We start from the raw sequence: 11,945 nt of genomic DNA on the forward strand, positions 1-11,945 counted from the left end.
CACCCCTCCCCCCAGGGGTGACGAGGCGTCGGACTGAGGGGCCGGGACCGGCGAGTTGGCCAGGGTCGCGGTGCGTACGGTGCGTCAGCGTACGCGCACATTCGGTGGACGGTACGTGTCACGGCACGTGACGATGGGCGCGGTCGAAGCGGTACGGCGGGAAGTGGTGAGGGAGGTGGCCGGCGTGGCCCACGAGAGCACGGACGGCGGCACGGGAACGGGCTGCGCGGAGCCGGAGGTCTCGGACAGTCTGCGCACGTTCGGCGCGGTCGTCCAGGCGTTGCGGGAGCACGCGGGCCTGGGGCGTGAGGAGTTCGGCGCGCTGGTCCGCTTCTCCAAGCACACGGTCGCCTCGGTGGAACAGGGCCGGCGGATGCCGGACCGCGACTTCGTGGAGCGTGCGGAGAGCGCGCTGGGCAACACGGGGGCGTTGCGCAGGGCTGCGCCGCATCTGTCGCGGCAGGCGGGGCTGGCGAGCTGGTTCCGGCAGTGGGCCCGGCTGGAGGCCACGGCGATCAGCCTGTACACGTACGAATGCCGTGTCGTGCCGGGCCTGTTGCAGACGGAGGCCTACGCCCGGACGGTGTCGCTGGACGTGCCGCCGCTGCCCGACCCGGAGGAGCTGGAGCAGCGGATCGCCGCGCGGTTGGCACGGCAGGACCTGCTGGCGGTCACGCGGAAGCCGCCGACGGCGTTCAGCTTCATCGTGGAGCAGGCGGTGCTGGAGCGGTGGACGGGCGGGGAGGACGTGACGCGGGAACAGTACGACCGGCTGCTGGAGTTGATCGACCGGAACTGGAACGTGGAGTTCCAGGTGGTGCCGCTGCGGCAGCCGTCCCATGCGGGCACGGACGGGCCGATGCAGTTGGCCGAGACCCCGGACCACCACTGGTTCGCGTACTCGGAGGGACAGCAGAACGGGCGGCTGATCGCCGGTGCGAAAGAGATCAGCCTGCTCCAGCAGCGGTATGCGAAACTTCGCTCGCAGGCCCTGACCCCCGAGGACTCGCTGAGCCTGCTGAAGCGATTGCGAGGAGCGCCATGAACACGTCCGACCTGGCCTGGTTCAAGAGCAGCTACAGCGGCTCGCAGGGTGACAGTTGCGTCGAGGTGGCGCAGGGCACGGAGGCGATCCACGTCCGGGACTCCAAGGACACCCGAAGCCCGGAACTCGCCCTCTCCCCCGCCGCGTGGAACGCCTTCCTCTCCTACGCAGCCCGGGACTGATGCCCTACGCCCCGCGCCGGAACCGTCCGGCGCGGGGCGTTGCCGTGCTCACCGGCCCTGGGGCCGCCCGACCGCAGCGGTCGTGGGGTGGTGCCGCGAGGCCGCGCCCCGGGGGTACGCGTGTGCGGTCAGGTGGTGGGCGGGGAGGGCCGGCGGCGGCCTGAGCCTCCGGCCAGGCGGTAGCCGGTGATGCCGGCGAGCGTCCCGAGGACGCCGGCGGCCACGGTCCAGGCCCAGCGGTCCGTCCACCATCCGGAGGCCCAGCCGTCCTCCGGCTCCCCGAGGGCCCTGGGCGACGCCGGCTCCGCGTCCGACGCCGACTCCTCGTCCGGCTCCTCGTCCGCCTCGTCCTGCGCGGCGCCGGCGCCGGCGCCGGGCAGCAGCGGGGTGGACAGCGAGCCGTCGACCGCGTGGGCGCCGCCGGTGTCCGACGAGGTGGCCCGGACGGCGACCTGTACCGGGAGGCCGAGGTCCTTCTCCGCCAGGTCGGTGACGGTCAGACGGACGTAATAGCTGCCGGGCAGCGGGTCGTTGGCCCACGGTTCCGCCCAGGAGCGGACCGGGCGCAGGGTGCAGGAGAGCTCGACGGAGGCGGCGTCCTGCGAGGCGACCCGGGTGTTCGCCCCGCGGGTGCAGGCCTGTCGGCGGCGCAGGCCGTCGTAGGCGTCCAGTTGCCAGGTCGACGCCCCGTGCCGGGCGGCGGAATCGGGTGGCGTCACGGTGGCCGTCACGGTGACGCGCTGCCCGGTGTCGGCGGGGAAGACCCAGTAGAGGTAGTCGCCGGTGGACGCGTCGGCGGTGGCGCGCTGGTCCTGCTGGACGAGCGTGGCGGTGCGGAAGGTGGTACCCGCTTCGGTGGGTCCGGCCTCGTCGCTCGCGGCGGGGCTCGGCGACGGGGAGTCGGCCACGGCGGGGCTGACGGGCCCCGCGAGAACGGCGCCCGTCAGCAGAGCACCGGCGAGCATGCGTACGGTCCGCATCAGCGGGTCCTCCTGACAGTGATGCGCCAGCGTGAGATCCAGCCCGCCAGCAGACCGGCGACGAGGCCGGTGAGCGTCAGGGCTGCGAGCAGCCACCACCCGCGGCCGAGGCCGAAGGCGGCCACGTCCGAGGCGGCGTCGGGCGCGTCCACCACGTCGATCCGGAGTTCGACGGGCATGCCGGGGGTGGACCGCACCGACGGGGGCGCCGAGAAGGAGTTGCCGACCTCCAGGCAGACGGTCTCGGGCTCGGGCTCGGCGCCGGTGTCGTCGAGGGGCGCCTTGGGGTAGCGCAGGCCCGTCGAGATCACGTCCGTGCGTCCGTGCCCGGCTTCCGAGCCCCGGACGATCTCGCGGCCGTGCTCGGTCACGGCGCGGAGGAGCACGCCGTAGTCCCGGTCGACGGTACGGTCGGCGGCGACCGTCACCGAGGCGCGCAGTTCCCGGCCGGGCAGGACGTCGACCCGGTACCAGCGGTGTTGGGAGAACCGCTCGCGGTCGGCGTACAGGCCGGGCTGGAGCAGGGGTGCGTCGCTGCAGCGGTCGGCGCCCTCGGTCCGTACGGGGACGGCGACCGGTTCGGCGGCGCGGTCCACGAGTTGTTTGACGCGGCCGGCGAGCTGGTCGGTGTGCTCCACGGCGGTGTAGGTGCCGCCGGTGGCCTCGGCGATGCAGCTGAGCTGGCGGCGGATCTTGGCGTTCGGGACGAGGCCCAGGGTGTCGACGACCAGGTGCACGCCGCGTGCGGCGATCTCGCGCGCCACCTCGCACGGGTCGGGTGGTGCGCAGGTGTCCTCGCCGTCGGAGATGAGGACGATCCGGCGGGTGCCGTCGCCGTTCTCCAGGTCCTCGGCGGCGGCGAGGAGGGCGGGGCCGATGGGTGTCCAGCCCGTGGGGGCGAGCGTCGCGACGGCCGTCTTGGCCTCGGTCCGGTTCAGCGGTCCGACCGGGTAGAGCTGCCGGGTGTCCCGGCAGCCGACCTTCTGGTCGTCGCCGGGGTAGGTGGCGCCGAGGGTGCGTATGCCCAGGTGGACTTCGTCCGGCACGGCGTCCAGGACCTCGTTGAACGCCTGTTTCGCCGCCGCCATCCGGGAGCCGCCGTCGATGTCCCGCGTGCGCATCGAGCCGCTCACGTCGAGCACCAGCTCGACCTGGGGAGGGTCCTGTGCCGCCGTCTCGTCGGCGGCGGCGCCGGCCGGGGCGGCGAGCCCGGCGACGAGTGCCGCCAGCAGGCCGCACACCCCGGCCGCCAGTCTGTGTCGTGTGATCATCGCCAGAGCGTACTGACCACCCGTCACCTCTCCCAAAACGGAGACGAACGGAGCGGACGGCCGGGGTGCGGAAGCCCGCTGCCCTGCTCCCGGCCGGTGGACTCCCCGCGGTAGAGGCACCACCGGCGCGGCCGACCCGCACGTCGTACCGTGCCCCGGCCGCGCGTGGCCGGGACCGCCGGCCGGATCCCCCGCCCGCTCGGGTCAGGCCTGGGCGGGACGCCTCAGACTGAGGTGCCCCCACACCGCGACCACCAGAGTCAGCGCCGCGGAGACGGCGACGCCGAGACCGGCGTGGAGCAGCAGCAACAGGGCCCCGGCCGCCGCCCCGGCGGTGAGGCAGAGCACGGCTCCCGCCCGGCGGAACGCCAACCGGGAACCGCCGCCGCCGAGCCGTGAGTCCGCCGCCAGGCCGGTCAGCGTCGAGGTGACGACGACGGTCGTCACCTCCTGGACGGCCAGTCGGCGTGCGGTCGCGGCCTGGGCTCCCATCGCGGTCGCGAGGAGGAAGGCGCCCAGCGGCGTGCTCACCTGCGGGGGCAGGCTCTCCCCGAGGAAGAGGAGCACCGCGACCGCCCCCAGCAGCGTCACCCCGCCCATGAGGACCGCTGTCGTCTCGGTGGTCCACCGGCCGCGGTCGGAGCGACGCAGTACGCGGCCCGCGAGCGCGGCGCCCAGCAGGAAACCGCCGAGTGCGGTTGCCGGTCCCAGGACAGGCAACCGGTCCGCTCCGGCGAGCCCCAGGCCCAGGATGACGACGTTTCCGGTCATGTTGCCGGCGAACACCCGGTCCAGACCGAGGTAGCCGATGGCGTCGATCATGCCGGTGACGAAGGTCAGCACGAACATCAGGCGGAGCATGCTCCGCTCGGTCTGCTGCGGGCGGGTGGACGTGCTCACCGGTTCTCCTCGTGCGCGTGGGCGAGCAGGCTCGCCTTCTCCTGTGTGGCCGGGCGTCTGCGACATCGTGGCGCGCGGCGGGCGGGCGTGCCGACGTCCTCGCCGCCGTTCGGCCGGAACGGTGCGAGGACGTCGGGAGCCGCGGCCCCCGGCGGCCTCCCGCCGCGCGGGCCGCCGCGCTCAGCGCCCCGCCGCGTATCCCTGCATGCTCCGGGGGTTCGCGGCTCCGTACAGGCGGCCCGTGCCGGGTGCGCGCCCGACCGCGCAGAGGCGCCCGACCTCCCAGTCCCCGGCACGCCGGACGACGTGGCCGCGTGCGGCGAGTTCGGTGAGCACCGCGTCACCGGTCCGCCCTTCGAGAACGACCCCGGCAGGACGGCTCTCGTGCGGGTAGAAGGAACTGGGGGCGTGCGTGGAGTGGAACTGGGGGAAGTCGATCGCCTCCTGCAGGTTCATCCCGCCGTCGAGGACGTTGAGGAGGAAGTTCAGCTGCCACTGGTCCTGCTGATCGCCGCCGGGTGTGCCGAAGGCCAGAACCGGCTCGTCCCCACGGGTCACCACCGTGGGCGAGAGGGTGGTCCGGGGGCGCTTGCCCGGCGCGAGGGTGTTGGGCAGGCCCTCCTCGAGCCAGGCCATCTGCAGCCTGGTGCCCAGGGGGAAGCCGAGCTCCGGGATCACGGGGGAGGAGTGCAACCACCCGCCGCTCGGCATCGCGGACACCATGGTCCCGGCCCGGTCCACGACGTCGACGTGGACGGTGTCCGTCCGCGCCTCTCCGTGGGGAAGCGGGCCGTCGTCGAGCGTGCCGGCGGCGGGGCCGTCGGGGGCCACGGCGTTGGGCTCGCCGACGGCGCTGCGGAACACCTCCGCGATCACCTCCGGCGAGAAGGCCGGGAGCACCGGCTCACGGCCTTCCGGAGACCCGGGCCGCAACTCGCGGCTCGCCCGCGGCCCCACCAGCCGGCGTCGCTCGGCGCAGTAGGCGGGTGAGAGGAGAGTGTCCAGGGGGACGTCCGGTGAGTCTCCGTACCAGGCGTCGCGGTCGGCGAAGGCCAGCTTGGAGACCTCGACGACGCGGTGGATGTGGTCGGCGGTACCCGGTGCGAGGTCCTCGTCACCGGCGAGCATGCCGAGTTGCTGGAGCAGCACCGGGCCCTGCGACCACGGTCCCGGCTTGTGCACCCGGTGACCGCGGTAGTCGACGCTCACGGTGCTCTCGTAGGAAGGGCGCCATCCCGCGAGGTCGTCGGCGCGGAGCAGACCGCGCCGACGCTCTCCGGTCGAGTCGACGACCTCGGTGGCGCAGAAGGCGGTCATCGCCCGTGCGATCCCGCCGGTGGTCCACTCCTCCACGGCACGGTCGATCCCGGCCTCGCGGGTTCCGCCGGTCGCGGCCGCGACGAGACGTTCGAAGGTGTCGGCCAGCGCCGGATTGTGCAGGAACTCGCCCGGTCGGGGGGCTCGCCCGTGCGGCAGGTGAACGGCGGCCGAGGTGGTCCAGTGCGTGGTGAAGAGGCGCTGGACCTTGGCGATGTACTCGCTGATCTTCTGCGTGACCGGGAAGCCGTGCCGCGCGTGCCCGATGGCGTAGTGCAGCACGTCGGCGAGCGGGAACGTCCCCCTGTCGCGGAGCAGCGTCAGCCAGCCGAGGGTGGCCCCGGGGACGGCCGCCGCGAGGGTGCCGGTGCCGGGGATCGCGCTCAGGCCGAGCTCCCGGAAGTGACGCACGGTGGCGGCGGCGGGCGCCGGCCCCTGCGCGCAGAGCACCGTGGGGCGTTGCCCCGGAGCGGCGAAGATCAGCGGCAGGTCGCCTCCGGGACCGTTCTGGTGGGGTTCCACCACCTGGAGCGTGAATCCCGCGGCGACGGCCGCGTCGAAGGCGTTGCCGCCGCGCTCCAGGACGCTCATGCCCGCTGCGGAGGCGAGCCAGTGGGTGGACGAGACCATGCCGAAGGTGCCGCTGAGCTCCGGTCGTGTGGTGAATCGCATGACCTAACTCCTCCTACAGGCTCATGAGTTCGTGCACGCCGAGCGCTCCGTAGACGGCGAGGCCGCCGACGAGGGCCACGTTGGTGAACCACCTGTTGCGGTGCGCGCCCGGCATGTCGCGGGAGTTCATCAGGTGGAGCAGGCCCGCGATGAGGGTGGGCATGAACACCGCGCCGAGGGCGGCGTAGACGAGCACGATGACGACGGGCGCGTCGAAGGCGAGGAGCCCGAGGGACGGAACGGCCATCCAGAGCAGGTAGAGACGGAACGGCCGGGTCTTCTCCGGATCGCCGATCTCGGTGTCCTGCTCCCGGAGGACGTGCACGATGTCGGTGAACACGTTGCACAGTGCGTTGTAGCCGCCGATGAGCGAACTGAAGACGGCGGAGAACATCCCGATGAGCAGCAGCCACATGGCGACGGCCCCGAACTCCTCCGCGAAGGGCTCGGACAGAGCCCGGAGGCCGTCGACCCCCCGGATTCCGTCGAGGCCCGCGGTGAAGGCCGCACCGACGACCATCATCGCCACCATGAAGACGAACGTCATCGCGTAGCCGATGACCAGGTCGAGGCGCATCGCCCGCATGCGGGACGTCCCGCTCCAGCCGTGCTGCGCGGCCCAGCGGCTGTAGGAGAGCAGGCTGATCGAGCCACCGACCCCGCCGATGATGCCGAGCACGTAGAAGGCGCCGGCCGAGCCGCCGAAGGACGGCGTGAATCCGTCCAGCAGCGTCCCGAGGGACGGGCGCGCCGCGAGGGCCGCGCCGACCGTCGAGACGAACATCAGGCCGACGAAGACGCCCATGATCCTCTGGAAGAACCCGTAGCGCCCGACCCAGACCAGCAGGGTGCCGATCAGCTGGAAGCAGACGGCCGCCACCCAGACCGGAAGCCCGGGGACCATGGCGTTGACGATGAGGCCGCCGGCGCTCGCGATGGCGCCGCCGTAGAAGAAGCCGAGGAAGACCGCGAAGACGGCGAAGAAGCCGATGTACCACCGACCGATGCGGAGGAGGCCGCGGAGCGGCGTGACGCCGGTGGCCAGGTACCACCGCCCGATGGACTCGGTGACGATGAACTTGATGAGGGCGCCCAGGAGCACGGCCCAGGCGAGGGTGAGCCCGAAGCTGGCGCCGGCGTTGAGCGAGGTGATGAGGTCGCCCGCGCCGACTCCGGTGGCGGCCATCACCAGCCCGGGGCCGACGATGCGCCGCCAGAGCGACGGTTTCGGGGAACTGCGTACCGCTGTGGACTCCGCACGGGAGTTCGCCTGAGTCATGGTGCTCCGCATCGCCGTTCAGTGATTGGTCCAACCATCAGACCTGTTACGATCTGTGTCAACAGCTGGGGACGGGCGAGGAGCGCCGCGTGAAGTGGAAAGACGTCGGTCAGGGCTGGAGATCGGTCGGGCACAAGCTCGCTGAGGAGATCGAGCTCATGGTCGCCCAGGGCCGGCTCACCGTCGGTGAGAAGCTGCCGCCCGAGCGGGCGCTGGCCGAGACCCTGGGGGTGTCGCGCACGACACTGCGCGACGCCCTGCGCGAACTGGAGATCAAGGGGCTGGTGTCGCGCCGGCCCGGTCGTGGAACCGTCGTCACGGTGCCCACCGACGCCGACCGGAACCTGGCGTTCTCCCGTCGCGCTCAGGCCGCCACCACCGGGTTCCGTGACGTCATGGAACTCCGTCAGACCGTCGAGCCGGGATGCGCCTTCCTCGCGGCCTCGCGGATCACGGCCGGGCAGATCGGCCGCCTCGACGCACTCGCCGAGGCCGCGGCCGCCACGGACAACCCCCGGGCGCTCGGCGAGCTGGACGTGGAGTTCCACAAGCTGATCGCCGCGGCCTCGTCCAATCCGCTGATCGTCGAACTCTTCGAGAGCATCGGTGAACTGAGCGCGGAAACCCGCCGGATCGGCTTCCAGAGCCCGCTCCGCAAGGACGTCTCCTGGGGCGGCCACGCGCGCATCCTCGACGCACTGCGACAGAACGACGGCGCAGCCGCCCGTGAGGCCATGTCGCGGCACCTGTCGGACGTGGTCGAGGCCGTCGTCGACCAGACGGCTGCCTCGCCGACGGCGCGGCAGCCGGGGCACTGAGCAGCCCACCCGGAGACGGCACGCCGGGACTCCGTCGTCACCCGATGCGGTCGACGACGGCGTCGGTGACGGCGTGGGTGCCGCCGTGCGGGGTGCCGGTGGCGGTGAGGCGGACGGCACCGTCGGCGTAGGCGCGCGCGATCGCCGCGTGCAGGGTGCGGGCGGCGTCGGGGTGGCCGACGTGCTCCAGGAGGAGGACGAGGCTGAGGAGCTGGGAGGTGGGATTCGCGAGGCCGCGGCCGGCGAGCGCCGGGGCGCTGCCGTGGATCGGTTCGAAGTAGGCCGCGCCGTCGCCGACGTTGCCGGAGCCGCACATGCCGAGGCCACCGACGGTGGCCGCGCCGAGGTCGCTGAGGATGTCGCCGAGGAAGTTCTCCATCACGAGGACGTCGAACCGTTCCGGGTGGGCGACGAGTTCGTGGGCGGCCGCGTCCGCGTAGAGGTGGCCGGAGCCGATGTCCGGGTAGTCGGCCGCCACTTCCTCGAAGACGGAGTGGAAGAGCGCGAAGCTGCGCAGCACGTTGCTCTTGTCGACGCAGACGACCTCGGGTCTCCGGGCGGCGGAGGCGTCGCGGGCGGCCGCGCGGGTGCGGGCCAGTTCGAAGGCGTGCCGGACGACGCGTGCGGTGCCGGAACGGGTGATCATGAGCTGGTCGGTGGCGGCGTCGGGGGTGGCGACGCCCGCGCCGCGGGAGAGGTAGAGGCCCTCGGTGTTCTCGCGCACGATCACGTAGTCGATGTCGCCCGCTGCGTGGCGGGTCGCGCCCCGGACGCCGGGGAGCAGGCGCATCGGGCGGATGTTGGCGTAGGTGTCGAGGCCGGTGCGCAGCACGCCGCCGAGCAGGCCGGCTTCGGTGCCGTCCGGGTGCCGGACGTCCGGGAGGCCGACGGGGCCCTTGAGGACGCCGTCGGCCGCGGCGAGGCGGTCGAGCACGCCGTGGACGACGGACCGTCCGGTGCGGCGGAAGTGTTCGGCGCCGGCGAGTTCCTCGCGGATGTCGAGGCTGAGGCCCTCCTGCTCGGCGAGGGCGTGCAGGACGGTCAGGGCGCTCCGGGTGAGTTCGGGACCGATGCCGTCGCCGGGGATGACGGCGAGGGTGAGGTGCCGGGGCGCACGTGGCCCCGTCGGCGGCGGGGGCGCGTCGGACGGGACGGGTGAGGCGGACGCCTCGGGCGGCGTCGCGGAGGTGTCAGGCTGCACGGGGGGCTCCCGCCTGCGTGCCGGCGATGCGTCCGAAGACCGAACCGTTGGTGAGGCCGCTGCCGCCGGGGTAGTTGAAGTAGAAGATACCGCCGACGAGTTCGCCGGCCGCGTAGAGGCCGGGGATGGGGTCCATGTCGGTGTCGAGGACCTCGGCGTCGGTGCTGATGCGTACGCCGCCGAAGGTGAACGTGATGCCGCAGGTGACGGCGTACGCCTCGAACGGGCCCTGTTCGATGCGGTTGGCCCAGTTGGTCTTGTCGACGGCGAGGCCGCGGGTGGCGCGTCCGTCCTTGACGTTGGGGTCGAAGGCGGTGCCGGTGTCGACGGCGGCGTTGTAGGCGGCGATCTCGGCGAGGAAGGCGTCGGGGTCGACGCCGTCGAGCTTGCGGGCGAGGGCTTCGAGGGTGGGTGCGGTGACCTTGGTGACCTGCTTGATGCGGTACTCGTCGCGCAGCAGGTGGCTCACCTGCTGGTCGAAGATCTGCCAGGCGAAGTGCCCGGGCTGTTCGAGGACGCGGCGGCCGTACTTGGCGTAGGTGTAGTTGCGGAAGTCCGCGCCCTCGTCGACGAAGCGCCTGCCGTGGGCGTTGACCATGATCCCCCAGGGGTAGCTGTGCTTCTGGAAGGAGTCGCCGACGGCGAGGTCGCCGAACTCGGGGGCGTTCAGTTCCCAGCCGACGGCGTGGCATCCGGACCAGTTGCCCACCGGGCTCGCCCCCGCGTCCAGGGCCATGCGGATGCCGTCGCCGGTGTTGAAGCGGGTGCCGCGCACCTTGGCGAGGTCCCAGGCGGGGCCGAGGTACTGGGCGCGCATCGCCGCGTCGGCCTGGAAGCCGCCGCTGGCCAGCACGACGGCGTCGGCCCGCTCCTCGCGGGTGGTGCCGTGCTGCCGGACGCGGACGCCGTGCACGCCGTCGTCGTCGCGGAGCAGCGACAGGGCGCGGGCGCCGTACTCGACGCGGACGCCTTCCCGTGCGGCGGCCTTGACCAGCGCGTCGACCAGGCCGGGGCCGCCGCCGGAGACCTCGACGGTCAGGCCGCCCCAGAAACGGAACCGGCCGTTCACCTTGAACGCCTGGCGGCCGTAGATGGGCATGAAGCGGACGCCCTGGTCCGCCATCCACAGCAGGGTGGGCAGGCTCTGCTCGACGAGGAGTCCGGCGAGTTCGGGGTCGGTCCGGTACTCCGTCACCCGGGCGAGGTCGTCGAGGAAGTCCGCCGTGGAGTAGGTGCCGAAGTCGGTGACGGCGATCTCGTCCTCGGTGAGGTCCGGCATCAGGCGGCGGAGGTCGTCGACCCCGTCGTAGGCGACCCGCATCGCTCCGGCGGTGAAGGCGGTGTTGCCGCCTTGCAGTTTCTCCGGGGCGCGTTCCAGTACGACGACCTCCGCGCCCTGCTCGCGCGCCGAGAGCGCCGCGCACAGGGCGGCGTTGCCCGCTCCGACGACGATCACCTTTCGTGCGGCCATGATCATGCTCCTTTCTGTATCCACATTGCATTCAATTATGGGCTGATCGTATCCACTGTGTGCACGACGCTTCGGTCGTCCCCTATCGTTGCCGCGTGGCCGAGGCAGACGACCGACAGACCAAGGACCTGAGCCGTTACCTCCTACCGGGCACGCACCGGGGGCGGACGACGGACGCGGTGACCGATGCGCTGCGCGAGGCGATCCTCGACGGCGCCCTGTCCCCCACCACGTGGCTGCGCGAGGACGAGATCGCGGGCGCGTTCAAGGTGAGCCGCACACCGGTGCGGGAGGCGCTGCGGCGGCTCGCGGACGAGGGGCTGGTCGTCAAGACCGCCCACCACGGCACGACCGTGGCCCCGCTGTCGCTGGAGGACGTCCTCGCCCTGTACGTGGTGCGTGAGGACCTCGAAGGGCTCGCAGCACGGCTGGCGGCCGTCCGCTGCCCGCCCGGACTGGTGGCGGAACTCGACGGGATCGACGCGCAGATGAAGGAGGCCGCGGGACGGGGCGACACGGCGGCCCTGTCGAAACTGAACCTCGCCTGGCACCGTGCGCTGCGCGACGCCACGGCGAACAGCTACCTGGGCCGCTTCCTCGGCCAGGTCGAGCACGCCGTGCGCCGGCTGCCCGCCTCCACGCTCGGCTACAAGGACCGGGCGGAGGGGGCCGTGGCGGAGCACGAGGCCGTGGTGCGCGCGATCGAGGCGCGCGACGGCGAGGCCGCCGAGCGGTCGGCCAGGGCGCACATGCGGCGGGCCCGCGAGATCCGGCTCGCCGTGATGCTGGGCGAGTAGCCGGCGGGCGGG

The 11,945-nt window shown here is 72.8% G+C and carries 11 protein-coding genes; 4 read left to right on the forward strand and 7 right to left on the reverse strand.

Features of this window, described 5'->3' with window-relative positions; all coding sequences use genetic code 11:
- Positions 1-184 precede the first annotated feature (184 nt).
- Both K304_RS0125750 and K304_RS0125755 read left to right on the forward strand, forming a co-directional pair.
- On the forward strand, positions 185-1,045 hold the full coding sequence (locus K304_RS0125750; protein WP_027766056.1) for a helix-turn-helix domain-containing protein: 861 nt from the start codon (positions 185-187) through the stop codon (positions 1,043-1,045).
- Positions 1,042-1,227, forward strand: coding sequence for a DUF397 domain-containing protein (locus K304_RS0125755; RefSeq protein WP_027766057.1), 186 nt, complete (start codon positions 1,042-1,044; stop codon positions 1,225-1,227). Before K304_RS0125750 ends, K304_RS0125755 begins: the two co-directional genes overlap by 4 nt.
- A gap of 128 nt (positions 1,228-1,355) precedes the next feature.
- Here the strand turns inward: K304_RS0125755 and K304_RS0125760 are convergent, their stop codons facing one another.
- The 5 genes from K304_RS0125760 to K304_RS0125780 all read right to left on the reverse strand — a co-directional run bounded on the left by K304_RS0125760 (position 1,356) and on the right by K304_RS0125780 (position 7,646).
- Positions 1,356-2,207, reverse strand: coding sequence for a hypothetical protein (locus K304_RS0125760; protein ID WP_027766058.1), 852 nt, complete (start codon positions 2,205-2,207; stop codon positions 1,356-1,358).
- Positions 2,207-3,478, reverse strand: a complete 1,272-nt coding sequence (locus tag K304_RS0125765) for a VWA domain-containing protein (RefSeq protein ID WP_027766059.1) — start codon at positions 3,476-3,478, stop codon at positions 2,207-2,209. Before K304_RS0125765 ends, K304_RS0125760 begins: the two co-directional genes overlap by 1 nt.
- A 204-nt stretch (positions 3,479-3,682) precedes the next feature.
- Entirely contained in the window at positions 3,683-4,378 is a 696-nt protein-coding gene (locus K304_RS0125770; RefSeq protein WP_027766060.1) for a DUF1275 family protein, read from the reverse strand.
- 180 nt (positions 4,379-4,558) lie between these two features.
- Positions 4,559-6,367 (reverse strand): gamma-glutamyltransferase family protein, encoded by a 1,809-nt coding sequence (locus K304_RS0125775; protein WP_027766061.1) that lies wholly within the window; start codon positions 6,365-6,367, stop codon positions 4,559-4,561.
- 13 nt (positions 6,368-6,380) lie between these two features.
- Entirely contained in the window at positions 6,381-7,646 is a 1,266-nt protein-coding gene (locus K304_RS0125780; RefSeq protein WP_027766062.1) for an Nramp family divalent metal transporter, read from the reverse strand.
- Between the two features lie 89 nt (positions 7,647-7,735).
- Between K304_RS0125780 and K304_RS31375 the strand changes: the two genes are divergently transcribed.
- Complete coding sequence (locus K304_RS31375) at positions 7,736-8,464, forward strand: FadR/GntR family transcriptional regulator (protein WP_051308848.1); 729 nt, start codon at positions 7,736-7,738, stop codon at positions 8,462-8,464.
- A 37-nt stretch (positions 8,465-8,501) separates the two neighbouring features.
- On the opposite strand, the gene K304_RS0125790 is transcribed toward K304_RS31375, so the two are convergent.
- Together K304_RS0125790 and tcuA are read right to left on the reverse strand one after the other, a co-directional pair.
- Positions 8,502-9,665, reverse strand: a complete 1,164-nt coding sequence (locus K304_RS0125790; protein WP_078529735.1) for an isocitrate/isopropylmalate family dehydrogenase — start codon at positions 9,663-9,665, stop codon at positions 8,502-8,504.
- On the reverse strand, positions 9,655-11,136 hold the full coding sequence (gene tcuA, locus K304_RS0125795; protein WP_027766064.1) for an FAD-dependent tricarballylate dehydrogenase TcuA: 1,482 nt from the start codon (positions 11,134-11,136) through the stop codon (positions 9,655-9,657). Before tcuA ends, K304_RS0125790 begins: the two co-directional genes overlap by 11 nt.
- A gap of 95 nt (positions 11,137-11,231) precedes the next feature.
- On the opposite strand from tcuA, the gene K304_RS0125800 reads away from it, so the two are divergent.
- Complete coding sequence (locus K304_RS0125800; RefSeq protein WP_078529737.1) at positions 11,232-11,933, forward strand: GntR family transcriptional regulator; 702 nt, start codon at positions 11,232-11,234, stop codon at positions 11,931-11,933.
- Positions 11,934-11,945 lie beyond the last annotated feature (12 nt).

The organism is Streptomyces sp. CNS606 (assembly GCF_000426325.1).